At 68.2% G+C, this 24122-nt stretch carries 24 protein-coding genes; 15 read left to right on the top strand and 9 right to left on the bottom strand.

Annotated elements, in window-relative coordinates; translation table 11 throughout:
- Positions 1 to 41: 41 nt before the first annotated feature.
- Positions 42 to 1199 carry a phosphoserine transaminase gene (locus ACMGER_RS05250; RefSeq protein WP_436811049.1) on the bottom strand — a complete coding sequence of 386 codons (1158 nt, stop codon included), beginning with the start codon at positions 1197 to 1199 and terminating at the stop codon, positions 42 to 44.
- 169 nt (positions 1200 to 1368) lie between these two features.
- Between ACMGER_RS05250 and ACMGER_RS05245 the strand changes: the two genes are divergently transcribed.
- Positions 1369 to 2058, top strand: a complete 690-nt coding sequence (locus ACMGER_RS05245; protein ID WP_436811048.1) for an extensin family protein — start codon at positions 1369 to 1371, stop codon at positions 2056 to 2058.
- A 34-nt stretch (positions 2059 to 2092) separates the two neighbouring features.
- Positions 2093 to 2971: an LOG family protein gene (locus ACMGER_RS05240; RefSeq protein ID WP_436811047.1), complete on the top strand. Its 879-nt coding sequence runs from the start codon at positions 2093 to 2095 to the stop codon at positions 2969 to 2971.
- Between the two features lie 126 nt (positions 2972 to 3097).
- Here ACMGER_RS05240 and ACMGER_RS05235 read toward each other — a convergent pair whose 3' ends face one another.
- On the bottom strand, positions 3098 to 3793 hold the full coding sequence (locus ACMGER_RS05235; protein ID WP_436811046.1) for a c-type cytochrome: 696 nt from the start codon (positions 3791 to 3793) through the stop codon (positions 3098 to 3100).
- A 111-nt stretch (positions 3794 to 3904) separates the two neighbouring features.
- Between ACMGER_RS05235 and ACMGER_RS05230 the strand changes: the two genes are divergently transcribed.
- Complete coding sequence (locus tag ACMGER_RS05230; RefSeq protein ID WP_436811677.1) at positions 3905 to 4795, top strand: prephenate dehydratase; 891 nt, start codon at positions 3905 to 3907, stop codon at positions 4793 to 4795.
- 116 nt (positions 4796 to 4911) lie between these two features.
- On the opposite strand, the gene nudC is transcribed toward ACMGER_RS05230, so the two are convergent.
- The 3 genes from nudC to ACMGER_RS05215 form a co-directional block, all read right to left on the bottom strand.
- On the bottom strand, positions 4912 to 5787 hold the full coding sequence (gene nudC / locus ACMGER_RS05225) for an NAD(+) diphosphatase (RefSeq protein WP_436811045.1): 876 nt from the start codon (positions 5785 to 5787) through the stop codon (positions 4912 to 4914).
- Positions 5788 to 5893: 106 nt separating this feature from the next.
- Entirely contained in the window at positions 5894 to 7213 is a 1320-nt protein-coding gene (locus ACMGER_RS05220) for a serine hydrolase domain-containing protein (protein ID WP_436811044.1), read from the bottom strand.
- A complete protein-coding gene (locus ACMGER_RS05215) occupies positions 7204 to 8205 on the bottom strand; it encodes an A/G-specific adenine glycosylase (RefSeq protein ID WP_436811676.1) in 1002 nt (333 codons plus the stop codon). The genes ACMGER_RS05220 and ACMGER_RS05215 overlap by 10 nt, the downstream gene beginning before the upstream one ends.
- Before the next feature lie 54 nt (positions 8206 to 8259).
- Between ACMGER_RS05215 and ACMGER_RS05210 the strand changes: the two genes are divergently transcribed.
- The 3 genes from ACMGER_RS05210 to ACMGER_RS05200 are packed head-to-tail and all read left to right on the top strand — an operon-like array spanning position 8260 to position 10203.
- Positions 8260 to 8766 (top strand): DUF721 domain-containing protein, encoded by a 507-nt coding sequence (locus ACMGER_RS05210; protein ID WP_436811043.1) that lies wholly within the window; start codon positions 8260 to 8262, stop codon positions 8764 to 8766.
- Positions 8766 to 9440, top strand: coding sequence for a DsbA family protein (locus tag ACMGER_RS05205; RefSeq protein ID WP_436811042.1), 675 nt, complete (start codon positions 8766 to 8768; stop codon positions 9438 to 9440). Before ACMGER_RS05210 ends, ACMGER_RS05205 begins: the two co-directional genes overlap by 1 nt.
- Before the next feature lie 16 nt (positions 9441 to 9456).
- Entirely contained in the window at positions 9457 to 10203 is a 747-nt protein-coding gene (locus ACMGER_RS05200; protein ID WP_436811041.1) for a DsbA family protein, read from the top strand.
- Positions 10204 to 10384: 181 nt separating this feature from the next.
- On the opposite strand, the gene ACMGER_RS05195 is transcribed toward ACMGER_RS05200, so the two are convergent.
- Positions 10385 to 11176, bottom strand: a complete 792-nt coding sequence (locus tag ACMGER_RS05195; RefSeq protein ID WP_436811040.1) for a MipA/OmpV family protein — start codon at positions 11174 to 11176, stop codon at positions 10385 to 10387.
- A gap of 516 nt (positions 11177 to 11692) precedes the next feature.
- Here ACMGER_RS05195 and ACMGER_RS05190 point away from each other — a divergent pair.
- The 6 genes from ACMGER_RS05190 to ACMGER_RS05165 all read left to right on the top strand — a co-directional run bounded on the left by ACMGER_RS05190 (position 11693) and on the right by ACMGER_RS05165 (position 17756).
- Positions 11693 to 12697: an AraC family transcriptional regulator gene (locus tag ACMGER_RS05190; RefSeq protein ID WP_436811039.1), complete on the top strand. Its 1005-nt coding sequence runs from the start codon at positions 11693 to 11695 to the stop codon at positions 12695 to 12697.
- Positions 12678 to 13805 carry an SDR family oxidoreductase gene (locus tag ACMGER_RS05185; protein WP_436811038.1) on the top strand — a complete coding sequence of 376 codons (1128 nt, stop codon included), beginning with the start codon at positions 12678 to 12680 and terminating at the stop codon, positions 13803 to 13805. Before ACMGER_RS05190 ends, ACMGER_RS05185 begins: the two co-directional genes overlap by 20 nt.
- A gap of 35 nt (positions 13806 to 13840) precedes the next feature.
- Positions 13841 to 14314, top strand: a complete 474-nt coding sequence (locus ACMGER_RS05180; protein WP_436811037.1) for a DUF2147 domain-containing protein — start codon at positions 13841 to 13843, stop codon at positions 14312 to 14314.
- Positions 14315 to 14420: 106 nt separating this feature from the next.
- Positions 14421 to 14891 (top strand): (2Fe-2S)-binding protein, encoded by a 471-nt coding sequence (locus tag ACMGER_RS05175; RefSeq protein WP_436811036.1) that lies wholly within the window; start codon positions 14421 to 14423, stop codon positions 14889 to 14891.
- Entirely contained in the window at positions 14888 to 15553 is a 666-nt protein-coding gene (locus ACMGER_RS05170) for an Isoquinoline 1-oxidoreductase subunit (RefSeq protein ID WP_436811035.1), read from the top strand. Before ACMGER_RS05175 ends, ACMGER_RS05170 begins: the two co-directional genes overlap by 4 nt.
- A 22-nt stretch (positions 15554 to 15575) precedes the next feature.
- Positions 15576 to 17756: a xanthine dehydrogenase family protein molybdopterin-binding subunit gene (locus ACMGER_RS05165; protein ID WP_436811034.1), complete on the top strand. Its 2181-nt coding sequence runs from the start codon at positions 15576 to 15578 to the stop codon at positions 17754 to 17756.
- Between the two features lie 327 nt (positions 17757 to 18083).
- Here the strand turns inward: ACMGER_RS05165 and ACMGER_RS05160 are convergent, their stop codons facing one another.
- Complete coding sequence (locus ACMGER_RS05160; protein WP_436811033.1) at positions 18084 to 18407, bottom strand: hypothetical protein; 324 nt, start codon at positions 18405 to 18407, stop codon at positions 18084 to 18086.
- Between the two features lie 167 nt (positions 18408 to 18574).
- On the opposite strand from ACMGER_RS05160, the gene ACMGER_RS05155 reads away from it, so the two are divergent.
- A complete protein-coding gene (locus tag ACMGER_RS05155; protein WP_436811032.1) occupies positions 18575 to 19429 on the top strand; it encodes an SMP-30/gluconolactonase/LRE family protein in 855 nt (284 codons plus the stop codon).
- On the opposite strand, the gene ACMGER_RS05150 is transcribed toward ACMGER_RS05155, so the two are convergent.
- Positions 19430 to 20365: a Gfo/Idh/MocA family protein gene (locus tag ACMGER_RS05150; protein ID WP_436811031.1), complete on the bottom strand. Its 936-nt coding sequence runs from the start codon at positions 20363 to 20365 to the stop codon at positions 19430 to 19432. It lies immediately after the preceding gene.
- A gap of 114 nt (positions 20366 to 20479) precedes the next feature.
- On the opposite strand from ACMGER_RS05150, the gene ACMGER_RS05145 reads away from it, so the two are divergent.
- Entirely contained in the window at positions 20480 to 21628 is a 1149-nt protein-coding gene (locus tag ACMGER_RS05145; RefSeq protein ID WP_436811030.1) for an aldose epimerase family protein, read from the top strand.
- A 1-nt stretch (position 21629) separates the two neighbouring features.
- Here the strand turns inward: ACMGER_RS05145 and ACMGER_RS05140 are convergent, their stop codons facing one another.
- Positions 21630 to 22367, bottom strand: coding sequence for a FadR/GntR family transcriptional regulator (locus ACMGER_RS05140; RefSeq protein WP_436811029.1), 738 nt, complete (start codon positions 22365 to 22367; stop codon positions 21630 to 21632).
- A 160-nt stretch (positions 22368 to 22527) separates the two neighbouring features.
- Between ACMGER_RS05140 and ACMGER_RS05135 the strand changes: the two genes are divergently transcribed.
- Positions 22528 to 24120 carry a sodium/sugar symporter gene (locus ACMGER_RS05135; protein WP_436811028.1) on the top strand — a complete coding sequence of 531 codons (1593 nt, stop codon included), beginning with the start codon at positions 22528 to 22530 and terminating at the stop codon, positions 24118 to 24120.
- Positions 24121 to 24122: the final 2 nt, after the last annotated feature.

The raw sequence follows: 24122 nt of genomic DNA, 5'->3' as shown, positions 1-24122 counted from the left end.
CGCGCGATCCAGCGCTCCTGCCTTCGCAGGAGCACAGGGTGTCAGGTCGCCTTGGCCGCCGCGTAGGCCCAGTCGAGCCAGGGACCGAGCGCTTCGATATCGGCAGTGTCGACCGTCGCGCCGCACCAGATGCGCAGACCGGGCGGGGCGTCGCGATAGCCGGCGACGTCGAACGCCGCGCCTTCGGTTTCGAGCAGCGCGGCCATCTTCTTGATGAATGCCTCGTCGGCGCCCTCGACCGTCAGGCACACGCTGGTCTTCGAACGGATGCCGCGGTCGGCGGCGAGATGACCGAGCCAGTCGCGCTCGGCGACGATCTTGTCGAGCGCGGCGGCGTTGGCATCGGAGCGCGCGACCAGGCCCTTGAGGCCACCCGCCGACTTCGCCCATTCGAGCGCGAAGATCGCATCTTCGACCGCGAGCATCGACGGGGTGTTGATCGTCTCGCCCTTGAAGACGCCCTCGGCGAGCGCGCCCTTTGAGACGAGGCGGAATACCTTCGGCAGCGGCCAGGCCGGCGTATATTCCTGCAGCCGCTCGACCGCGCGCGGCCCGAGGATCAGCACGCCATGCCCGCCCTCGCCGCCCAGCACCTTCTGCCACGAGAAGGTGGCGACGTCGATCTTGTCCCACGGCAGGTCGTAGGCGAACACCGCGCTGGTCGCGTCGGCGAAGCTCAGCCCTTCGCGGCCGGCCGGGATCCATTCGCCGTCGGGCACGCGCACGCCGCTGGTGGTGCCGTTCCAGGTGAACAGCACGTCGTTCGACCAGTCGATCTTGTCGAGATCGGGCAGCTGGCCATAGTCGGCGCGGATCACCGTCGGCTCGAGCTTCAGCTGCTTGACCGCGTCGGTCACCCAGCCCTCGCCGAAGCTCTCCCACGCCAGCGCGGTGACGCCGCGCGCGCCGAGCATCGTCCACATCGCCATCTCGAACGCACCGGTGTCGGAGCCCGGCACGATGCCGATGCGATGCGTGTCGGGCAGCTGGAGCAGCGCGCGCATCAGGTCGATGGCATATTGCAGCCGGGCCTTCCCGAGCTTCGAGCGGTGCGAGCGGCCGAGCACATCGACGGCGAGCTTCTCGGGCGACCAGCCCGGAGGCTTGGCACAGGGACCGGAGGAGAAATGAGGGCGCGCCGGCTTGGTGGCGGGCTTGGCGGGCGCAGCTGTGGCGCCGGGAACGAGCGTATCAGTCATGTAGACTCTCCTTGCAGAGAGCACGCGCGGCGTTGGGACCGCGTGGCCCGCCGGCGGCCGTAGCGATGCGGGGCGTGCTGTCAAGCGCGGCGTGCGGTCTGCCGCATTTGGCGCTTCCTGCGCCACCTCGGTCTTGTGCCCGAGTCCGCCATGCCGCAAAGTTCCGCTCATGCGAGGGTCTGGGCGGGGTCAACGGCGACGCGTCGCCGGCGTGGCGGGGCTGGTGCTGGCGCTCATGCTGAGCGCCTGCGGCGGCGAGCGGCCCGCCCAGCGCCCGCGCAACAGCGCACCGATCACGCTCAACAGGGAGCCTTCGCGCGAGACGCGGCAATGCTTCGCGGACCTCTCGCGCGCGAACGTCCGCTATTCGCCGCTGCCCGACCGCGACTTCGGCGGCGGCTGCCTGCTGATCGGCACCGTCCAGCTCATCGACTTCGGCGTGCCGACCATCAACCTCAAGGCGATGACCTGCCCGCTCTCGCGTACCTTCGTCGCCTGGGCGCGCTATGGGGTGGTGCCGGCGGGGCGCGAGATTCTCGGCAGCCCGGTGGTCAAGATCGAGACGTTCGGTACCTATTCGTGCCGCGGCATCGTCGGCGGCGGCGGGGCCACCGCCGGCAAGCTCTCCGAACACGCGCACGCCAACGCCGTCGACGTCTCCGCCTTCGTGCTCGCCGACGGGCGGCGCATCTCGATCGAGCACGACTGGCGCAATCCCGATCCGGCGGTGCGCGACTTCCTCCAGATCGTCCGCGCCTCGGCCTGCAAGCGGTTCAGGACGGTGCTGAGCCCCGACTACAATGCCGCCCACTACAACCATCTGCACTTCGACATGGGCGGCCGGCCGTTCTGCCGATAGCCAAGCCGCCCGCCTTGCTCTAAGGCCCGCAAAAATGACCGACACGAAAGTCCCCGCGCGCGTCTTTCCGCGCGCCGAGCAGGATGCCGAGACCGCCAGGAAGGGCGTCAGCACGCCCCAGACCGAGCATCCGGCCTATCGCCTCGCCTTCCAGGACATGGATTTCCTCCTGCGCGAGGATCTGCGTCCCGTCCGCTTCCAGCTCGAGCTGCTGAAGCCGCAGCTGCTGCTCGACGCGGCCAATATCGCCTCGACCTTCGTCTTCTATGGATCGGCACGCATCCCCGCGCCGGATAAGGCCGAGGCGCTGGTCGCCGCCGCGCCCGAGGGGGATGCGAAGCGAATCGCCGAGAGCCTTGCCGCCAAGTCGCGCTATTACGAAGTCGCCCGCGAGCTGGCGCGGCTCGCCAGCGGCTTCCCGGTCGACGAGGCCGGCAAGCGCCATTTCGTGGTGTGCTCGGGCGGCGGGCCGTCGATCATGGAGGCGGCCAATCGCGGCGCAGCCGACGTCGGCGCCGAGACGATCGGGCTCAACATCGTGCTGCCCCACGAGCAGGCGCCGAACCAGTACGTCACGCCGCGCCTCAGCCTGCAGTTCCACTATTTCGCGCTGCGGAAGATGCACTTCCTCCTCCACGCGCGCGCGCTCGCCGCCTTCCCGGGCGGGTTCGGCACCTTCGACGAGCTGTTCGAGCTCTTGACGCTGATCCAGACCGGCAAGATCGCGCCGATCCCGGTGCTGCTCTACGGCCGCGAATTCTGGGAACGGGTGGTGAACTTCCCGGCGCTCTGCGAGGAAGGCGTGATCTCCCCGCGCGACCTAGCGCTGTTCACCTATGTGGAGACAGCCCAGGAAGGCTGGGACGTGGTTCGCGCCTTCTATCGCGATCGTGGCGGGATGGTGGTGCCGTAGGCCGAGGGCTTTTCCCCGCCTCCGATAACCAACCCCGTGCTCCTGCGAAAGCAGGAGCCCTGGATCACCGGCCCTTACGCTTGCGGCCATGGCTCCTGCCTCCGCAGGGGCACTGAAACGTCCGTCTCAGTTCTTCGCCTTGGGAAGCGAACCCTGCTCCTCGGCCTCGGTCGCCGCCGCCTTGTCCACCGTCGGCGCGCCCGCGGCCGGCGTCGCGGCATTGGCGACATTGGCGGTCTCTCCCGCCTCGCCCGCTTTCGCCGCGGCATCGGCCGCAGCCGGCGCGGCTTCCTCGGCCGGAGCGGCGGGAAGCGGCAGGTTCGAGCCCTGCTGGTTCAGATAGGCGATCACATTGGCGCGATCCTCGGCGTTGCCGAGGCCGGCGAAGGTCATCTTGGTGCCGTCGGCGAACTTGCGCGGGCTCTTGAGCCACGCGTCCATCTTGTCGAAGTCCCAGGTACCGCCGACCTTCTTGAGCGCGTCGGAGAAGGCGAAGCCGCCCTTGCCCTCGGCGATCCCCTCGCCGAGCGTCGCATAGAGATTGGGGCCGACGCCGTTCGCGCCGCCCTGGTCGATCGTGTGGCAGGCCGCGCACTTCTTGAACACCTCGGCCCCCTTGGCCGGATCGGCGGTCGCGAGCCGGGCGGCGATCGGCTTGTCCGCGGCGGCGGCTCCACCGGTCTCCTCGACACCCTCGATGGGATAGCCCATCTTCTCGGGCGTCTCGCCGTGGAATGCCATGCCGCTCACGATCGAGAGCCCCAGCGCGGTAACGCATGCAGCCAGCACCCAGCCCGCGATCGTGTTGGTCCGATTGTCCATTTGCCCGCCGATGGAAAGAACTAGGAAAGGTCGTGCTCCTTTAGGGCGCACATTTCGCCATCGCAAGCTTGGCTTGCCGCGATGAAATGCGGCGGCTACGCGCCCGGCATCATGGAGAATTTCGCCGCCCCCGCCCGACCGATCGTCGCCCGTATGGCCGAAGCCGCCGCGCGGGACCCCGAGCGCGCGGTCGCCTTCCAGGGCGCGCCCGGCGCCAACAGCCATGTCGCGGCGACGGAGGCCTTTCCCGAGGGGCTGCCGCTGCCCTGCTTCGACTTCTCCGACGCGATCGAGGCGGTGCAGAACGGGACGGCGGGCTGCGCGATCATCCCGATCGAGAACTCGCTCCACGGCCGCGTCGCCGACATCCATTTCCTGCTGCCGGAATCGGGGCTGGTGATCGTCGGCGAGCATTTCCTGCCGATCCGCCATGCGCTGCTCGCCAAGGGACCACGCGAGGGCATCCGGGAAGCGATGAGCCATCCCCAGGCGCTCGGGCAATGCCGCCACTGGCTGCGCGCACATGGCATCGCTCCGGTCGCCTATCCCGACACCGCCGGCGCCGCGGCGATGGTGGCGGAAAAGGGCGACCCGACGATCGCCGCGCTCGCGCCGCCGACTTCGGGCACCCTCTACGGGCTCGACGTGCTCGAGGAGGACGTGTCGGATGCGGAGCACAACGTCACCCGCTTCGTGACGCTCGCCCGCGGCTCGCGGCCGCTGGAGGGCGACGGGCCGTTCATGACCACCTTCATCTTCGAGGTGAAGAACGTCCCCGCCGCGCTCTACAAGGCGCTCGGCGGCTTCGCGACCAACGGCGTCAACATGACGAAGCTCGAAAGCTACCAGCGCGGCGCGAGCTTCGCCGCGACCGAATTCTACGCCGACATCGTCGGCCGCCCCGGCGAGCCGGCGGTCGACCGCGCGCTCGAGGAGCTCGGCTTCCACTCCAAGTGGCTGCGCCTGCTCGGGACCTATCGCCAGGCGCGGCCGCGGCCGTAGCGTCCGATTGAGAATCCCAGTGCTCCTGCGAAGGCAGGAGCCCAGGCGGTCAGCGACATCCGATGATCCAGGGCTCCTGCTTTGGCAGGAGCCCGATTCCACCTAACCGACCGCCTCTAGTCGCCGAGCCAGGCGGTCAGCAGCGTGTGCGCGATCGCATAGCGCGGCGGGCAGAGGAACGGTGCGTCTTCCTCTCCCGCCAGCGCTGCGCGGACCTCGTCGCGCGAGACCCACATCGCATCCTCGAGTTCGTTCGGATCGATCGTGATCGCCGGATCGTCGGCGAGCGCGATGCAGGCGATCATCAGCGAGCCGGGGAACGGCCAGGGCTGGCTTGCGACATAGCGGACGTCGCGGACGCGCACGCCGGCCTCCTCATGGATCTCGCGCGCGACTGCTTCCTCGATCGTCTCGCCGGGCTCGACGAACCCCGCCAGCGCCGAATAGCGCCGCGGCGGCCAGCTCGGCCCGCGGCCGACCAGCGCACGGCCATCATGCTCGGCGATCATGATGACGACGGGGTCCACGCGCGGATAATGTTCGGCGCCGCAGTCGGGACAGACGCGCGCCCAGCCGCCGCGGATCAGGCCGGTCCCTGCGCCGCAGATGGAGCAGCGCCGGTGCCGGGCGTGCCAGGAGACCAGATGCCGCGCGGCGGCGAACACCGCCGCTTCCTCGTCGGGCATGATCGCCAGCATCCCGAACAGCGCCGCCGAACGGTCCACCGCCGGTGGATCGCCAAGCCGCGTCTCGGCGAAATGGGGGCGGCCGCCCGCATCGAGGCCCAGGAACAGCAGCTCGCCGTCCTCCGATCGCTCCGTCAGGCTCGACCAGACGAGCTTGCCGTCGTCGCCGATCGCCGGATCGAAGCTCGTATCGAGCTTGAGCAGGCGCGCGCGCCAATCCCCCGCCGCCGCGGCGAGCGCATCTGCGTTCGCCCGGACATGATCGGCGCGGTCCAGCCAACCGCCGGTGAAGCCGGGACGGATCACCTCGTCCCCCGTTCGTGCTGAGCCTGTCGAAGCACCGTCTTTCTCTTGAGCGCGAAAGGAAGGACCGCCCTTCGACAAGCTCAGGGCGAACGGGAGACGAGAACCGTCAGGGCCGACGATCGGCGTAGAGCGCCTTCACGACATCGGTGCGGAGCGGCCATTTGTTGGACGGGAAATAATTGACCATCACCGTCCCGCGCAGCTTCCGCACCGGATCGACCCAGGCGACCGTCCCTGCCGCGCCGCCCCAGCCGTAGGTGCCCTTGCTCGCTCCGCCCGGCACGTCGCGCAGGTACACCGAGCCGCCGGCGCCATAGCCTTGCTCGGGATTGGCGTCGCCGCCCGTGTTGTCGCCCACCCCCTCGAAGGTGACGCCCGGCGGCAGCAGGTTGGACATGGCGAGCCGCACCGTCTCCGGCTTCATCACGCGCACGCCGTCGACCTCGCCCCCGTTCAACAGCATCTGCAGGAACCGGTCATAGTCGCGGGCCGACATCGCCAGGCCGGCGCCGCCGTAGGGAAAGCTCGGCTTCTGAAGATAGACCGAGGTCGCCGCCGGATCGATCGGCACGCGGTTGTCGCCGACCCAGGCATAGTTGCTGGCAAGCCGGCCGACGTCCGCGGCGGGCACCTGCCAGAAGGTCGATCTCATCTTCAGAGGACCGAAGATCCGCTTCTGCAGGAAGGCGTCGAACGTCATGCCGCTCGCTTTCTCGATCACCGCCCCCATCACGTCGAGGGCGATCGAATAGCTCCATTCGGTGCCGGGATCGGCGATCAGCGGCAGGCCGGCGACGCGGTTGGCGAACGCCTGCAACGTCGCCGGGCGCACCTTGCGCAGCCCGTTCTCGGTGCTGACGTTGACCTCCGCCGGGACGATGCCGAGCCGGTTGTATTCCTCGAGCAGCGGTCCCTTGGTGACGATGGTGTAGCCGAGCCCGGCGGTATGGGTCAGCAGGTGCCGGATCGTGATCGGTCTCGCTGCCGGCCGGGTGGCGAGGCTGTTCGCCGGATCGGTCAGCACCTTCATGTCCTTGAAGGCGGGGATGAAGTCGCTGATCGGCTGGTCGAGCGTCATCCTGCCGTCCTCGATCAGCATCATCGCCGCCATCGCGGTGATCGGCTTGGTCATCGAATAGACCCGCCACAGGCTGTCGGGGCCGGCAGGCTCGGCGCCCGGCTCGGCGGCGATGGTGCCGGCGACGAGGAAGGTCGGCGGCGCGCTGCCCTCGCCGACCGCGACGACGATGCCGTTGGTCTTGTCCTCGGCGACATAGCGGTCGGCCAGTGCCTTGAGCGCGGGATAGCGGCCGATCGGCGCCTGGGCCGCCGGAGCCGGCTGCGGCGCGGGCTGCGCCTGCTGAGCCCATCCGGAGGCCGTCACGCTGCCCGCCAGCAGGACCGCCGCCGCCAACTTCATCCCCATCGCTCTCTCCCGAACAGTTGCGCCGCGCGGGCGAACAGGGTCGGCAAACCCGCCGCTGCAAGATCGGTGATCGGCCACCATTCGCCCTTCGCATGCACTTCCTGCGCCGCGATCGAGGCGGCCGCAAGCCGGCATTCGAGCCGGAAATGGGTGAAGACGTGCGTGACCTCGTTTTCGAGCACCCGCCAGCCCGCTGCGGCGGGAGCACCGGCAAGACCCGGCGGTGTCTCCGCCCAATCGCCGCTCGGCAGCGCGCGCATTCCGCCGAGCAATCCCTTCGGCGGACGGCGCACAAGCAGGACGCGGCCATCCCGCTCCAGCCAGAAGATCGTGCCGTGGCGGGTCGGCCGCGCCTTCTTCGCCGCCTTGGCCGGAAACGCCTCGGGCGCGCCGCTCGCGAATCCGCCGCATTCGGTGCGAAGCGGGCACAGCAGGCAGCGCGGGCGGCGCGGCGTGCAGATGGTCGCGCCCAGATCCATCATCGCCTGGGCGAAATCGCCGGCGCGCAGGTCCGGCGTGATGCGGTCGGCGTGAGCCGGCACGTCCGCCTTGTCCATGAGCGCGAACAGCCGCGCGACCACGCGCGCGACATTGGCGTCGATCACCACCGCCCGCTGGCCGAAGGCGATCGCCGCGACGGCGGCGGCGGTATAGTCACCGATGCCCGGAAGCCGCCGCAGCTCGGCTTCGGTCGTCGGGAAGCCGCCCCGTGCCGCCACCGCGCGGGCGCAGGCGACGAGGTTGCGGGCGCGGGCGTAATAGCCGAGCCCCGCCCAGGCGCTCATCACCTCCTCCTCCGACGCGGACGCCAGGCCCGCGAAGTCGGGCCAGCGGGCGACCCACGCCTCGAATCGCGGCGTCACCGCGGCGACGGTGGTCTGCTGGAGCATCACCTCCGACAGCCATACCCGATAGGGATCGGCGGCATTGCTCCCCGGCGGCGTGCGCCAGGGGAGCACGCGGGCGTTGGCATCGTACCAGGCAAGCAGCATGTCGGAGATGGAAGGCTTTGCGGACACCCGCGCCCTATGGCATGGGTGGCGCCGATGCCGAAGCCCGACGCCCCCGAACCGCCGCGCGCGAATCGCGTCCGCAAGGTGAGCGAGCTGCTCCCCGACGTGGGCCGCGCCGCCTTCCGCCGTTTCGGCTTCGTCCAATCCTCGGTGATCAGCCGCTGGGCCGAGATCGTCGGCGATAAATACGCCCGCGTTTCCGCCCCCGATTCGATCCGCTTCCCTTATGGCGAGCGCGCCAACGGCACGCTGACGTTCACCGTCGCCGGCCCGCACGCGACGATGATGCAGCACATCGGCCCGGAGATCGTCGAGCGGGTCAACCGCTTCTTCGGCTATGCCGCGGTCGGCCGCATCGTCATCCGCCAGGGCGAGATCAAGCCGCCGCGCCGCATCGCCCCGCCCGCCGTGCGGCCGGCGCCGGTCGAGCTCGGCGAGAGCCTGCGCACCATCGCCGACCCCGAGCTCAAGGCGGTGCTCGAAGGGCTCGCCGCCGGCGTCGGCGCCGGCTCCATCCCCAAGATCGGCAAGATCAACTGATGCGCATCCTCCTCGCGCTCCTGTTCGGCGCGCTCCTCACCGCCGCGGCGCCTCAGGCACGCGACTGGCGCACCAACGTCGGCACCGCGCCGGCGACCGGCGGCTTCACCGTCGGCAATCCCGCGGCCAAGGTGGCGCTGGTCGAGTATCTGAGCTTCACCTGCCCGCACTGCGCACACTTCGCCGCCGAATCGAAGCCGGTGCTGCACGACCGCATGGTGCGCGACGGCACCGTCCGGATCGAGACGCGCAGCGCCGTGCGCGATCCGCTCGATCTCGCCGCCTGGATGGTGGCACGCTGCGGCGGTCCGCGCCGCTTCGCCGGCTTGAGCAGCGCGATCTTCGCGGCGCAAGACGATTGGATGAAGAAGGGCGAGGCCTATGTTCAGGCCAATCTCGCCGAGGTGAAGGCGATGCCCCAGGCCGCGCAGATTCGCGCCCTCGCCGACAATAGCGGGCTCGCCGCGATCGGCGCGCGGCATGGGGTGACGCCGGCCGCGCTCACCGCCTGCCTCAAGGGCGAGGCGACGCTGGCCCCGATCCTCAAGATGACCCAGGCCGCCTTCGCCAAGATCAGCGGCACGCCGGGTTTCGAGATCAACGGCACGCTCGCCCCCGACACTTTCGACTGGGCGACGCTGGAGCCCAAGCTCCGCGCCGCCGGCGCCCGATAACTTCCGGAGAAAAGGGATGCGTAACCTCCTCGCCCTCGCCGCGCTGATCGCCCTCGCCGGATGCGGCGGCGGCGGATCGACCGGCGCCAACAGCACCGCCGAGGCGCCGCCGGTCGCCGGCGCGACGCCACCCGCGGGCAAGCAATGGACCGACGTCGTCGAGAAGACCGAGCAGGGCTATCGCATGGGCAATCCCAACGCGCCGCTCAAGCTGGTCGAATACGGCTCACGCACCTGCCCGACCTGCGGCGTCTTCGGACGCGAGGGGATGCAGCCGCTCGAGCAGAAATACGTCTCGACCGGCAAGGTCAGCTACGAGTTCCGCGAATTCCTGGTGCACGGCCCGCCCGACCTCGCCGCCAGCCTGCTCGGCACCTGCGTCGGCACCGAGCCGTTCTTCGTCATCCTCGAGCAGATGTACCAGAACCAGCTGAGCTATCTCGAACCGCTCGAGGCAGCGAGCAAGGACCAGGCGTTCACCGCCGGTCTCCAGGGCAAGCCGCCGGGCCAGGTCGCGACCGCCTGGGCCGAGAAGATGGGACTGATCGACTTCGTCAAGCAGCGCGGCGTGCCCGAGGCCAAGGCGCGCGCTTGCCTCACCGACCAAAAGGCGATCGACGCGCTGGCCAAGGTCACCAATGACGCGGGCGCGAGCGGGCTGGTGACCGGCACGCCGACCTTCATCCTCAATGACAAGCCGGTCGAGGGGGTGGTCGCCTGGTCGCAGGTCGAGCCGGCGCTGCGCAACGCCGGGGCGCGGTAGTCGGGCAAGGGCATCCCTACTGTTCCTCTCCCGTCGGGAGAGGGAAGGAGCAGCGAAGCTGCGGGAGGGTGAGGGAAGGAGCAGCGAAGCTGCGGGAGGGTGAGGGTGACTGCGGCCAGCGAGGTCACCCTCCCACTGGGAGAGGGAAATGGATACCCATTCCGCACTGATGGGCCGCTCCTCAGAAGCGATAGGAGAGCGTCAGCCCGGCGACCGGTTGCCAGCGGCGACCCTGATCCGTGACCGGGCTATCGGCGGCGTCTCCGACGAGGTAGTTGGCACCGAGCCGGCCGATCACACCGAGATGCCGGTCGAAGTAATGGCCTGCGCTGAGGCCCGCGCCGATATCCCTGAAACCCGATCCCGGTCGATATGGGGCTAGGCCGCTGCGCGCGGCGTCTTCCGGCGCGACGCCGAAATAGGTGCGGGTATAGTCTGCGTCCGCCCAGGTGGTCTGGAGGTCGAATGAGAGGAACGTGTCGATCCGGCGTACCGCGGTGTAGCTGACGCTCGCCGTCGCGAGCAGCCCATTATGGGTGCGGGACACATCGTTGATGACGGAAAGCTCCATCAGCAGCGCGCCTTGGCCGAGCTGGTCGCCGCCGAGGCGATAGCCGACGTAACCGCCCGCTTCGACCGCGGTGTCGATCTCCGGCAGCAGCCCCACCGGCCCATCGATGTCGCTCCGATCGAGCCGGGCGCCGATCACTGGACCGATAGACAAGCGAGGGTCGGACGCGAAGTCGACCCGTCCGCGCAGGCCGCGGGCCTCGAACGTCACTCCGCCCCACCTGATGTCGGCAAGCGCGAAGGGGATGACGCGCAGATCCTCCGACCCGTCATACTCGGGCGCGATGCCCGCCCCCAGTGCCACTTGGCCGTGCGGGGAACCGTCCGACGGTAGCTCCTGCGCAGCGGCGGCATCCGGCAGGCACGCGGCACAGGCAATCGTCACGGGAAGCAGGTAGCGCATCGAGTTGGTCCTTGTGCTTGGAGTGTGCGGCTACCGTGATCGACCGGAGGGACAGCCGGTCGCGCGCGGCGCTCTTGGGGCCGCCTGGACGAGGCCTTCAGCCGCCCCGGTTCGGAGCGAAGGAGCAGCGGGGGATCTGCGCCTCGCTCCGAATTAGCCCGTTCCGTTCGGAAGACTGGATGCGGCGCGCCGGTCCTAGGAGGGCGTCACGAATCCGTCGTCGATTGTAAGAACGACTCCCGATTCATGACAATATTGCGATGTGCAACTGATGTTGGCCGCATTCGAAGTCTTCCCCTCGATCTTTGCGACCGAATCGTCCAAATCATACAGGGGTGAGAGAAGAACGATATTCGGATAGACCGAAACTACTCTCCATCCAAGCAAGTCGCTGGTCATGACAACCTGCCTCTGAGTAGAGTATGTTTGCAGTCCTCTTGTTGACGACGGCGCTGGATGCGTCATAGCATGTTCCCCTCGCTTGATCTGGCACGCTCAAGCTAGAAGGATCATCCGATGACCAGAATGCCGAATACCGCGGAAATCTTGCCTTTTCCTACAGGCGAAGGCGCCGAAGCACGGGATGGCGCCGAGGTCTTCCACCCCAAGAGCCGAACGTCGCCAGCGCTCATGACGGCGGTTACGGACTTTATCGATGCAAAGGGGGGCGGCCAGGGGCGGTTCCAGACGCCGATGCCGGGCATCCACATCGTTCGCTCGTTTCAGGATATCCTGCCCGTCCACAACATGTACCGACCATCGCTCTGCGTCGTCTTGAAGGGCGCCAAGGAGATCCTGTTCGGCGACACGACGCTCCATTACGCGGAGATGGAATGCCTGGTCGTCAGCGTCGAGATCCCGGCCAGCGGGCGCATGGTGGGCGCGACGCCGGCCAACCCCTATCTCGGGATCATGATCGACTTCGACGTGGCGATGCTGCGCGAGGTGCTGCAGCAGCTTGCGACGCCGCCCGTCCCGAGCGCCGGTTCCGGGCCCTGCGTTTTCGTCGGGCAGGTCGATGACACGCTGGCCGAGTGCATCACCCGCCTTGCCCGTATGGCGCAGATGCCCGAAGCGGTTCCCGTCCTGTTTCCCGCGGCCATGCGAGAGCTATACTATTGGCTCCTGACGGGGCCCTATGGCAGCGAGGTCGCAAAGCTCGCCCTTCCCGAAACGCAAGCCGAGCGCGTCGCAAGGGCCATCCATCACCTGAGAGACCATTTCAGCGAGACGCTGCGAGTCGAGCAGCTAGCCGAGGTGGCGCGGATGAGCGCGTCGTCGTTCCACCAGCACTTCAAGGCGATGACCGCGATGACGCCGGTCCAATACCAAAAGCAGCTGCGCCTGCTCGAGGCACGACGGCTGATGGTATCCGAAAATGCAAATGTGTCGGACGCCGCCTACCAGGTCGGCTATGAGAGCGCGTCCCAGTTCAGCCGCGAATATGCCAGGTCGTTCGGCGTAGCGCCGAAGCGCGACGTGATGAACTTCAAGGCGCTGCTTGCGGCCGGAACGAGATAAGCGGTCGACTGCTGCATCCGCAGCAGTTTGCAGAATCAGGCAAGAAAATTCCGGGTTTCGGCATGGGTCGTCGGCCCTGCCCGGCGTATCCCTTTCGAAGACGCCGCAATGGCGTCTTCGAAAGGTGAATGTGATGACCCGCTGGACAGCGTCCGACATTCCTTCCCAAAGCGGTCGCACTGCCGTCGTCACCGGCACGGGCGGCCTCGGCTTCGAGGATGCGCTCGCGCTTGCACGTGCCGGCGCCCAGGTGATCCTTGCCGGTCGTAATCCTAGCAAGGGCGCCGATGCGGTGAGCCGTATCCGCAGAGAAGCGCCGCAGAGCAAGGTCGGGTTCGAGCGGCTCGATCTCGCGGATCTCGGTTCGGTCGCCGCCTTTGCGGAACGACTGACGAAGGATCGGGATAGCCTCGACCTGCTCGTCAACAATGCCGGCGTGATGGTCCCGCCGCAGCGGCAGGTGACGGCGGACGGTTTCGAGCTTCAGTTCGGCACCAACTATCTCGGCCACTTCGCGCTGACCGCGCATCTCCTGCCGCTCCTGCGCCGGGCCAAGGATGCACGTGTGATCTCCCTGTCGAGTGTCGCGGCGCCGCAGGGCGCGATCGACTTCGACGATCTGAACGCGGTGCAAAGCTACAGGCCCATGCCGGTCTACGCGCAGTCGAAGCTCGCTTGCCTCATGTTCGCCTTCGAGCTCCAGCGGCGGAGCGACTCGACGAGCTGGGGCATCACCAGTATCGCCGCGCATCCGGGCATCTCGCGCACCGACCTGCTGCACAACGGCCCCGGCCGCCGCAGCATCCAAGGGCTGGTGCGCTCCTATTTGCCCTTTCTCTTCCAGCCCGCCGATCGAGGCGCGCTGCCGACGCTGTTCGCCGCGACATCGCCGGAGGCGCAGCCCGGGGCCTATTATGGACCGGACGGCATTGCGGAGATGCGTGGCTATCCGACGTCGGCGAAGGTGCCCCCGCAAGCGCTGGACCAGGCCGTCGCCGCCCGTCTGTGGCAAGTGTCGGAGACGCTCACTCGCGTGCGATTCGGGCAAGGCATGGTGGAACCTGCCCCGCTGCTCCTGGCGAAGCCGATCCGGTCCGAGGCCGCGTGACACCTGCCGGCGACCCACCCCATCGATCGAAAGGAATGACCATGTCTCGTGCGATCAGAGCATCGCTGCTCCTTGCCGTGCCCATTTCCCAAGCGGTCATGCTCCCCGTTGCCTTGGCCCAGTCTGCCGCACCACCGGAGATCGCGGGCATCTGGCAAGCGGAGAACGGACAGATGAAGATCGAGATGGTCGAGACCGGCGGCGGCTACGCCGGGCGGTTGCTCTGGGGCCAGCGCGCGGTCGAGGCCGATGGCAAGACCTTCAAGCGCGACGTGAACAACCCCAATCCCGCGCTCAGGAGCCGCTCGCTGGAGGGGATCACCATCCTCCAGAACTTGAAATGGAATGCCAAGGACCGGCGCTGGGAAGGCGGCCGGCTCTACGACGGCACCTCCGGCCGGACCGTCTCGGCGCGGCTCACCCCGGTGAACGGGAAGCTGGAGATGCGGGCGTATATGGGCTCGCCCATGCTCGGTCGGACCATCAGGTTCCGCAGCGTGCCGAACTGACGAACGGTCCTGCGGTCAGACGGGATTTCGGCGGACAGGCCAGACTCAATGCCCGCGCTCGCGCCTGTTTCCCTACCAGGCCCGCCAAGCTTGAGAGGCGAACACGATGGCTTACCCGCTCATGGTCAACGGCCAGGTGCATCAGGTCGACGAGGACGGGCAGATGCCGCTGCTCTGGGTGCTGCGCGACACGCTCCGGCTGACCGGCACCAAATACGGGTGCGGCAAGGCGCAATGCGGCGCCTGTACGGTCCATATGGACGGGCAGCCGGTGCGGTCCTGCTCGCTGGCGCTGGCCGACGCGGCATCCGCTCGGATCGAGACCATCGAGGCAGTGGCCGGCCCCGAGGCGGAAGCGGTCACGGCCGCATGGGTCGCCCGCGGCGTGCCGCAATGCGGCTTCTGCCAGTCGGGACAGATCATGAGCGCGATAGCCCTGCTGCGCGCCGTGCCGTTGCCGACCGACGCGGACATCGACGTGGCGATGAGCGGGAACCTGTGCCGCTGCGCCACCTACGCTCGCATCCGCGCGGCCATTCACGACGCCGCCGCCGCCATCGGAAAGTCGCGGTCGTGAAGCTCAGGTTGCCTCGCCCGGGCTGCCTGTCGGTCGCGGCTCTGCTGGTCGCGGCCATCATCTTTGCTGCGGCCATCCTGCTGCGACCGCAACCCCTGCCACAGCCGCAGCCGCTGCCGACCGACAACGCGCGCAATGAGATCGCGAGGCTCCGCCCGGTGGCCGCATTCGCGACGATCGCCGACCCGCAGACGCGCTCGGTGGCATTGTTTCAGGAAGCCGGGCGCGTCATCCAGCACCCGCGCTGCCTGAACTGCCACCCGCGCACCGACCGGCCGACGCAGACCGACGCGATGCGCCCCCATATGCCCGCCGTGACGCGCGGACCCAATGGCGAGGGCGACCCGACGCTGCGCTGCTCGACCTGTCATCATGCTGCGAACTTCGAGCGCTCGGGCGTGCCCGGCAATCCCAAGTGGCGGACCGCACCGATCGAGCAGGCCTGGCAGGGCAAGACGCTCGGCGAGATCTGCCGCCAGATGCTGGACCCCGCGCGCTCGCATATGAGCCGCGCGGAGCTGCTGCATCACATCGCCCACGATGAACTCGTCGGCTGGGCCTGGCATCCCGGCGGTGACCGAGCGCGCGCACCGGGCACGCAGGCCGAGTTCGGCGCGCTGATCGGAGCCTGGCTCGACACGGGTGCGCAATGCCCCGCCTGAGCCGTCGGGCAGGAGAACGGTCGTGACCGACGCACCCAAGCGCCGCCTTCAGCTGACACGCCGCAAGATGATCCTCGGCGGCGGCCTAGTGGGCGGCGCACTCGTGGTCGGCTACGCGGCCACGCATCCGATGGAGGTTGCGGGCGCCCTACTGACGGCGGGCGGGCCAGAAGCCGAGCCAAGCGCCTTTGGCCCCTATATCCGCGTCACGCCCGATGGCTGGATATCAATCGTCAATCCGCAGCAGGAAATGGGCCAGGGCATCCACGCCGCGCTGGCGGCGATGGTGGCCGAGGAGATGGATGCCGACTGGGACCGGGTGCGCGTGGTCGATGCGCCGGTGAATTTCGCCGCCTATGGCCCGCAAATGACGGCGGGTTCCAGGGGCGTATCCAACCATTGGGACCGGCTGCGCCAGACCGGCGCAGTTGCGCGCGCGATGTTCGTCGATGCGGCCGCACTGCGTTGGAGCGTTCCGCGCCGCTTCATCGAAGTATGCGACGGGATCGTCTCACATCCCCAAACCGGCCGCTCGCTGAGCTTCTCCGACCTGCTCGCCGATGCCGCCCGCCAGAGACCATCGCCGCTGCCCACGCTCAAGCAGCCGAAGGACTATCGCCTGATCGGCACCGATCGCGTACGCCGCAAGGACAGCCTGCCCAAAAGCACTGGCCGGCAGATCTATACGCAGGATGTCCAGCTGCCAGGCATGCTGGTGGCGATGGTGGCGCACAGCCCGCGCTTCGGCAGCAAGCTCAAGGCCTTTGACGACCGCGACGCGCGCAAGGTCCGGGGCGTTGTCGACGTGTTCGCGATCGAGACCGGCGTCGCAGTCCTCGCCGAAAGCACGTTTGCGGCCCGGCAAGCCCGCGAGGCGCTGCGGACCGAATGGGACGACGGCGAGGCAGAGACGCGTTCCTCCCCCGAACTCGTCCGCTGGTATCGCGACATCGCAGCCGGTCGCGTCGAGGCCGATGCCCATATTTTCGAGAGCCGGGGCGACATGGAGCGGCCGCAACCCGGCGACGTCTTCGAGACGACTATCGACTTCCCCTATCTCGCGCATGCGCCCATGGAGACGCTGGACTGCGTCGCCCGGGTCGAGGGATGGGACGTCACGATCTGGTCGGGCAGCCACCTCGCCACGCTCGATCAGGTACAGGCGGCGCTCACTGCGCGCACGATCCCCGGGAAGGTCAATCTCAAGGTGCTGCCCGCCGGCGGCTCGTTCGGCCGGCGTGGGCCGGTATCGCGCGACTATCTGATCGAATGCGTGCGCATCGCGAGGCGGAGCGGCGGTCGCCCAGTCAAGCTCCTCTGGACCCGCGAGGACGAGATGGCCGCGGGCAATTACCGGCCGATGGTGCATCACCGCGCGGCTGTGGTGCTGGGGGCGGACGGGTTCCCGTTCGACTGGCGGCACCACATCGTGTCGCAAGGGCTGCTCCCGTTCGGGAACAATCCGCAGAACGCCGAGGGCGTGGCAGGCTCGCCCTATTTTGCGGCGGCGTCGACGCTCGACTGCCGGATCACCAGCCCGGACCTTCCCGTCACCGTCTCCTTCTGGCGCTCGGTCGGCCATTCGCACACCGCGATGGCGATGGAGCACATCGTCGACCAGCTCGCCCGGCGCACAGGCCGCGATCCGGCAGACTATCGGCGCGCCCTCTACCGCAAGGCGGGCGCGACTCGCCAAATCAGGGTGCTGGACGAGCTTTGCCGCAGGGCCGGATGGGGAACGTCGATCGAGACGGGTTGGGCGCGCGGCATGGCGATCCACAACTGCTTCGGGACGATCGTCGGCCAGATCGCGGAGGTGCGATTGGACGCAGGCCGCCCCAAGGTCCGCCGCGTGGTCGCAGTCGTCGACTGCGGGATCGCGATCTCGCCCGACCAGGTCGCGGCGCAGATGGAAGGCGGCATCGGGTTCGGCCTGTCCGCCGCGCTCTACGGCGCGGTGACGCTGAAGGACGGCATCGTCGAGCAGACCAACTTCGACACCTACCCGATCCTCCGCATGAACGAGATGCCGGCGGTGGAGACGCACATCCTGCCCTCGATCAACCCGCCGACCGGCATGGGCGAGCCCGGCGTACCGCCGATTGCGCCGGCAGTCGCCAATGCCTTGCTCGCGCTCACGGGTGCGGCGACGCGGAGCCTGCCGTTCCTGCGGGGCAGCGATGCGGGCAATGCGGATGTCTAGCCCAGGCGGGATCGCGTCGACGCGGCGGGACATCCTCATGAGCACGAGGCTGTCGAATTCTATCGGGAGTCGCCTTGCGGCATCCGAACTCGACCAACCGTCTGCTCTTCCGGGGCTACGGCCACCTTCTTGCCTTCGGCGCCTTCAATCTCGTGCCCGATCTGCTGATCCAGTCGCCCCGGTTGTCGTCGGCAGGCGACGCGGCAACACAGGCCAATACGGAACGGGTCGCCTGCGACTCGGCCTGCCGCCGGCCAGCGAAACGACCTCTCGTCGTCGACGGCGCGGGTCATCAATTTAGATGTAAAATCAATTTTCTACCCGAGATCACGAGATTCCTCCCGCTCCGCCGGCCACCGCGCCGTCGACGTCGATCCGGGTCGAAAGGGCCGCATTGATGATCGCCGCGTCGGCGCCCGCCAACACCTGCGCATCGGGCTCGACCGTCAGATGCGCGCCCGAGGCGGTCACCGTCACGCCGTCGGCATCGGTGCCCGTGCAGTCGATGACGGTCCCGCTTGGCGTCGTGCTGGTGACGCATTGCGCTGCCGCCGGAGAGGCCAACCCTACGGCAATCGCCGCCAGGCTTGCACCAAGAACATAGCGCGGCAACCGCATCCCCGAGGGACGCGCCATGTGCCCGTACTTCATTGCTACCCCCTTCTTTACCCCGGCCTTAAGTGGCACGTACGCGCGAGGAGGCCAAGCTCGGAATATTCCCTGGCTATCAAAAATTCGGGACTCGCCGCGATGTGTGACAAATCCGGTCCGGTCGGCCTAATGGCGTGCGAAATCGATCTTCGGGAGTGATGTCGGACATGCAAGCGAACCTCGTCTGGTCGGTTTCGGCACTGCTTGGCGAAGGGCCGATCTGGCTCCCCGCCGACGAAGCGCTGTGGTTCGTCGACATCAAGCAGGACCGGCTGCACCGCTTCGCGCCCGAGAGCGGGGAACGCGAGACCTTCCACGTCGACAATCGCCCGAGCTTCGCCGCGCCGTCCGCCGCCGGAGGGCTGATCCTGGGCACAGGCCGCGAGCTGGTGCGCTTCGACGGCGGCGCAATCGTCGAACGGCTGGCGGCGATCCCGATGCCGGCCGGCAACCGCACCAACGACGCGACGGTCGATCCGAGCGGCCGGCTATGGTTCGGCACGATGGACGACGGCGAGCGCGAGCCCAGCGGCCGTGTCTATCGGTTCGACGGGACGCTCAGCGAGATGGGCTGCGCCTGCACCATCACCAACGGCCCGGCGGTGAGCCCCGACGGGCGCTGGCTCTACCATGTCGACACGCTCGCCGGACAGATATGGCGCTTCGACGTCGGCGGCGATCCCGACCGCCTGGAGAATGGCGAGCTCTTCGTCGCCATCGCGCCGGACGACGGCCACCCCGACGGCGTCACCTGCGATGCCGAGGGCTGCCTGTGGGTGGCGCTGTGGGGCGGCTGGGGCGCGCGGCGCTATTCGCCGGAGGGCGAGCTGATCGCTACCGTCACCCTGCCGTGCGCGCAGGTAACCAAGGTGGCGTTCGGCGGACGGGACCTGAGGACCGGCTATGTCACCACCGCCAGCGTCGGCCTCAGCGCCGATGCGCTGGCGGCGCAGCCGCTCGCGGGCGGGCTGTTCGCGTTCGAGGCGCCCGCGCCCGGACTGCCGCCCAACGTCGTGCGCTGATCAGAAGGCGAAGGGCGCCACCGTCTCCCGCTCCGCCGACAGGAAGGCGTCGGCGACCAGCTCGAGCGGGCGCGGGTCGACATCGCTTTCGCCTTTCGCGATCAGCTCGGCGAAGCGCGCATAAAGCCCGGAATATTCGCGGTCGGGCGCCTCGCGCGGTGCCTCGCCCGGCAGCGCCAGGATGCTGCCGCCCATCGACAGGCGCAGCGTGCCGGCGTCGGTATCGACCTCGATATCCCAGGTCTGCGGGCCGGTCTGGAGGAAGTCGAACTCGGCCGTCACCGGCGCCTTGCCCGAACGCATCGTCAGGCTCGCGGCGATCGGGGTGTCGCGGCCTTCCGGTGTCGCGAGTCGCGCCGAATCGAGCAGCACCGGCTCGGGCAGGATCGCGGTGACGATCGACAGCGCGTTGATGCCCGGGTCGAACACGCCGAAGCCGCCCGCAGTCATGATCCATTCCTGGCCCGGATGCCAGCGGCGGATGTCCTCCTTCCACGTCACCCGCACCGCGTCGATACGCCTGTCCGTGAGCCAGGCGCGCGCCGGTGCGACACCGGCGGCTTCGCGCGAATGCCAGGTCGCGAACAGCGTCACGCCTCCGGCCCTCGCCTGGCGGGCGAGATCGTTGATTTCGGAAACGGTGGCCGCCGGCGGTTTCTCCAGCATGACGTGCAGCCCCGCCGCGATCGCCTGCGCGGCGATGTCGTGGCGTCCGGCCGGGGGCGTGCAGAACGACACCGCGTCGAGCGCATGGCCGCCGGCGATCAGCTCGGCGATGTCGTGGTGCGCCGGGATGCCGTCGACATGGGCATGGCGGCTGGCGGTCGCGACCAGGGCGAAGCGCGGATCGGCGGCGATCGCGGGAAGATGCTGGTCGCGCGCGATCTTGCCAATTCCGACCAGGCCCAGCCTGATCGCCCCGCCCGCTGCCGCCATTCTCCATCTTCCTTTTATAAGATATATCTGCTTCTATCTCCGCCAATGGTGCTACCAACGGCGCCGCCGGACGGCAAGGGCGGTGCCAGCGGATCAGGGAAAAGGGACGAGAGGATGACAGGCAGGATCACGCTCATCGCCGCCGCTGCGGCCGCCATATTGCTAGCGATGCCGGCCGGGGCCGCGACTGCCAAGCGGGGCAGCTTCGGCAAGCTCCCCGACGGCCGCGAGGTCCCTTCGGTCACGCTCAGCAACGGCAAGGGCGTGTCGGCGACGATCATCGCCTATGGCGCGGCGTTGCAGTCGCTCGTCCTGCCCGACCGCGCGGGCAAGCCGGCGGACATCACGCTCGGCTATCCGACGATCGACCTCTATCTCTCCAAGCCGCAGTATTTCGGCGGCACCGTCGGCCGCTTCGCCAATCGCATCGCCGCCGGCCGCTACAGCATCGGCGGGCAGAGCTACCAGGCGCCCGTCAACGACGGCGCCAACTCGCTCCACGGCGGCAAGACCGGCTTCGACAAGGTGCTGTGGACCGTGGTGTCGGTGACCTCGGGCCCGACCGCCTCGGTCACGCTGCGCTACGTGAGCCCGGACGGCGACCAGGGCTATCCCGGCACGATGGCGGTCGACGCGATCTATTCGCTCGACGAGAGCAACGCGCTGACGATCGAGTATCGCGCGACCACCGACAAGCCGACGATCGCCAACATCACCAACCATGCCTATTGGAACCTGTCGGGCGAGGGCTCGGCGAACGGCGCGATGGGCACGCTCGTCACCATTCCGGCGGAGACCTATCTTCCGACCGATGCGGGCGCGATCCCGACGGGGGAGTTCCGCTCCGTCGCCGGCACGGTGTTCGACTTCCGCACGCCGCACGCGATCGGCGAGCGCGTCCGCGACGCGAGCGACCAGCAGATCGTGTTCGGACGCGGCTATGACCATAATTGGGTGGTGGGGAAGGCCGTCACGAGCGACCTCCACCTGATGGCGCGCGCCCACGATCCGAGCTCGGGCCGCGGGTTCGAGTTGTGGTCGAACCAGCCGGGGCTGCAATTCTACTCGGGCAATTTCCTCGACGGCACCAGCTTCGGCAAGGCGCGCCGCCTCTACCGCGAGGGCGACGCCTTCGTGATGGAGCCGCAGATCTTCCCCGACACGCCCAACCAGCCGAAGTTCGGCTCGGCGCTGCTGAAGCCCGGCGAGACCTATCGCAACGTCATGACCTATCGCTTCACCGTCGGCGACGGCGCCAAATAGCTCAGTCGCCGCCCTCGGCCGTCTCGATCAGGTCGAGCACGTCGCCGATGATCCGCCGCATCGCCGCGCGCGCGCCTTCGGGATCGCGCGCCAGGATCGCGTCCTTGACCGCGGCGTGATCGGCCACGCTCGCGCTGCGGCCCTTGATGCGGTTGGTGAAGCGGATCGAGGTGCGCAGCGCCGTCGCCACCACGTCGCGGAACTGGGTGTAGAAGGGATTCTGCGACGCGCGCAGCACCGCGACATGAAAGGCAATGTCGGCGTCGAGCGTGTCGTCGAGCCCCTTCTCCGCCGCCGCCATCCGCTCGAGTCCGGCGGCGATGCGCGCGAAATCCTCGTCGCTGCCGAAGCGCGCCGCCAGCGCCGCCGCCTCGGGCTCGATCGCGACGCGGAGCTGGTTGAACTGGCGCAGCAGGTCGACCGAGAACTTGCGCTCGAGCAGCCAGCGCAGCACGTCAGTGTCGAACAGGTTCCACGAGCTCGCCGGCTGGATCACCGTGCCCTGACGCGGGCGGGCGCTGAGCAGCCCCTTGGCGGTGAGCATCTTCACCGCCTCGCGCGTCACCGAACGGCTGACGCCGTGCTGCTTGGCGAGCTCGGCCTCGGTCGGGAACGGCTTGTCCTCGTAATGGCCGGTGACGATCGCCCGTCCCAGGCTGTCGAGCATCCCGTAGGTCAGGTTGCGCCCGAGCGCCGCACGCCCATCGGCGGCCTCCGGGTCGGTGTAGGAAGTCGCCATCCCCTCTGTCCTCTCTGAGGCCCTATCGGCCGCCCTGTTCATCGCTTAGGTTAACCGCTGCGCGGCGCTGGACAAGTCCCATAAATCAGATAAATGAACGAACGGTCGCGAAGAACCGGCGGGTGGATACCGCTGAAACAACCTGGGCGGGAGAGCATGTATGGGGCTGTCGACCATCGATGTCATCGTCGTGATCGCCTATGCGATCGGCATCTTCGGCCTGGCGCAATGGGTTTCGCGGGACAAGGCGGGGCATACCAAGGACACCTCCGACTATTTCCTCGCGTCCAAGAACTTGCCGTGGTGGGCGATCGGCGCGTCGCTGATCGCGGCGAACATCTCCGCCGAGCAGATCGTCGGCATGTCCGGATCGGGCTACGCGATCGGGCTCGCCATCGCTTCTTATGAATGGATGGCGGCGGCGACGCTGCTGATCGTCGGCAAATTCTTCCTGCCGATCTTCCTGCGCAACGAGATCTACACCATGCCGCAGTTCCTGGAGCGGCGGTACGGACGCACGATCCGCAGCCTGATGGCGTGGTTCTGGCTTGCGCTCTACGTGTTCGTGAACCTCACCTCGATCATCTGGCTCGGCTCGATCGCGGTAACCAAGGTCGCCGGCATCGACCAGAACATCGCGCTGGTCGTGCTCGGCGCCTTCGCGCTGCTCTATCAGCTGCGCGGCGGCCTCAAGGCGGTGGCGCTGACGGATATCGTCCAAGTGACGCTGCTCGTGCTCGGCGGCCTGGTCGTCGCCTACCTCACCTTGAGCGAGATCGGCGGCGGCGACCTGCTCGCGGGCTGGCACAAGCTCATCACCACCGCGCCCGATCACTTCCACATGATCCTGAAGCCCGACGATCCGCACTACATGGACCTGCCCGGCCTGTCGGTGCTGATCGGCGGCATGTGGATCGCGAACCTGAGCTACTGGGGCTTCAACCAGTACATCATCCAGCGCGCGCTCGCGGCCAAGAACATCAACGAGGCGCAGAAGGGCGTGCTGTTCGCCGCCTTCCTCAAGCTGCTGATGCCGCTGATCATCGTGCTGCCCGGTATCGCTGCGGTGGTGCTGGCACCCGATCTGTCCAAGCCCGACGAGGCCTATCCCACGATGATGCGGCTGCTGCCGACCGGCCTGCTCGGGCTGGTCTTCGCGGCGCTGATCGCCGCGATCATCGCCTCGACCGCGTCCAAGATCAACTCGATCGCGACGATCTTCACCCTCGACGTCTATGCCAAGTTCCGCGGCACGCCCACCCTCGCCGAGGATTCGGAGGGCAAGGCGCGCGAGGAGCGGCACCTGGTGCTGGTCGGCCGCCTGACCGCGATCACGGCGATCGTCATCGCCATCCTCACCGCCCGTCCGCTGGTCGGCGCGTCGGAGCAGGCGTTCCAGTTCATCCAGGAGTTCACCGGTTTCTTCACGCCCGGCATCACCGTGATCTTCCTGCTCGGCCTGTTCTGGAAGCGTGCGAACGAGGTCGGGGCGATCGCCGCCGCCGTGGCGTCGGTGGTGCTGTCGGCGGTGTTCAAATATCAATGGGCGTCGCTGCCGTTCATGGACCGTATGGGCGTCGTGTTCCTGATCGCGCTCGCGCTGGCGGTGGTGCTGTCGCTGGTCACCCCGCAAAAGCCTGGCACCGATACGATCGAGACCGGCGATGTGCGCTATGCAACCTCGACCGGTTTCAATATCGGGGCGATCGGCGTGGTCCTGATCCTGGTCGCGCTCTACGCGACCTGGTGGTGATC

The organism is Sphingomonas astragali (assembly GCF_051400615.1).
GTDB lineage: Bacteria > Pseudomonadota > Alphaproteobacteria > Sphingomonadales > Sphingomonadaceae > Sphingomonas.
This window is presented reverse-complemented; position numbering and strand designations above follow the sequence as displayed.

Bases quoted from the DNA above. Each gene is read 5' to 3' on its own strand.
- ACMGER_RS05250 (WP_436811049.1), bottom strand. From the start codon at position 1,199: ATGACTGATACGCTCGTTCCCGGCGCCACAGCTGCGCCCGCCAAGCCC.
- ACMGER_RS05245 (WP_436811048.1), top strand. From the start codon at position 1,369: ATGCGAGGGTCTGGGCGGGGTCAACGGCGACGCGTCGCCGGCGTGGCG.
- ACMGER_RS05240 (WP_436811047.1), top strand. From the start codon at position 2,093: ATGACCGACACGAAAGTCCCCGCGCGCGTCTTTCCGCGCGCCGAGCAG.
- ACMGER_RS05235 (WP_436811046.1), bottom strand. From the start codon at position 3,793: ATGGACAATCGGACCAACACGATCGCGGGCTGGGTGCTGGCTGCATGC.
- ACMGER_RS05230 (WP_436811677.1), top strand. From the start codon at position 3,905: ATGGAGAATTTCGCCGCCCCCGCCCGACCGATCGTCGCCCGTATGGCC.
- ACMGER_RS05220 (WP_436811044.1), bottom strand. From the start codon at position 7,213: ATGGGGATGAAGTTGGCGGCGGCGGTCCTGCTGGCGGGCAGCGTGACG.
- ACMGER_RS05215 (WP_436811676.1), bottom strand. From the start codon at position 8,205: ATGCTGCTTGCCTGGTACGATGCCAACGCCCGCGTGCTCCCCTGGCGC.
- ACMGER_RS05210 (WP_436811043.1), top strand. From the start codon at position 8,260: ATGCCGAAGCCCGACGCCCCCGAACCGCCGCGCGCGAATCGCGTCCGC.
- ACMGER_RS05205 (WP_436811042.1), top strand. From the start codon at position 8,766: ATGCGCATCCTCCTCGCGCTCCTGTTCGGCGCGCTCCTCACCGCCGCG.
- ACMGER_RS05200 (WP_436811041.1), top strand. From the start codon at position 9,457: ATGCGTAACCTCCTCGCCCTCGCCGCGCTGATCGCCCTCGCCGGATGC.
- ACMGER_RS05195 (WP_436811040.1), bottom strand. From the start codon at position 11,176: ATGCGCTACCTGCTTCCCGTGACGATTGCCTGTGCCGCGTGCCTGCCG.
- ACMGER_RS05190 (WP_436811039.1), top strand. From the start codon at position 11,693: ATGACCAGAATGCCGAATACCGCGGAAATCTTGCCTTTTCCTACAGGC.
- ACMGER_RS05180 (WP_436811037.1), top strand. From the start codon at position 13,841: ATGACCATGTCTCGTGCGATCAGAGCATCGCTGCTCCTTGCCGTGCCC.
- ACMGER_RS05175 (WP_436811036.1), top strand. From the start codon at position 14,421: ATGGCTTACCCGCTCATGGTCAACGGCCAGGTGCATCAGGTCGACGAG.
- ACMGER_RS05160 (WP_436811033.1), bottom strand. From the start codon at position 18,407: ATGAAGTACGGGCACATGGCGCGTCCCTCGGGGATGCGGTTGCCGCGC.
- ACMGER_RS05155 (WP_436811032.1), top strand. From the start codon at position 18,575: ATGCAAGCGAACCTCGTCTGGTCGGTTTCGGCACTGCTTGGCGAAGGG.
- ACMGER_RS05150 (WP_436811031.1), bottom strand. From the start codon at position 20,365: ATGGCGGCAGCGGGCGGGGCGATCAGGCTGGGCCTGGTCGGAATTGGC.
- ACMGER_RS05145 (WP_436811030.1), top strand. From the start codon at position 20,480: ATGACAGGCAGGATCACGCTCATCGCCGCCGCTGCGGCCGCCATATTG.
- ACMGER_RS05140 (WP_436811029.1), bottom strand. From the start codon at position 22,367: ATGGCGACTTCCTACACCGACCCGGAGGCCGCCGATGGGCGTGCGGCG.
- ACMGER_RS05135 (WP_436811028.1), top strand. From the start codon at position 22,528: ATGGGGCTGTCGACCATCGATGTCATCGTCGTGATCGCCTATGCGATC.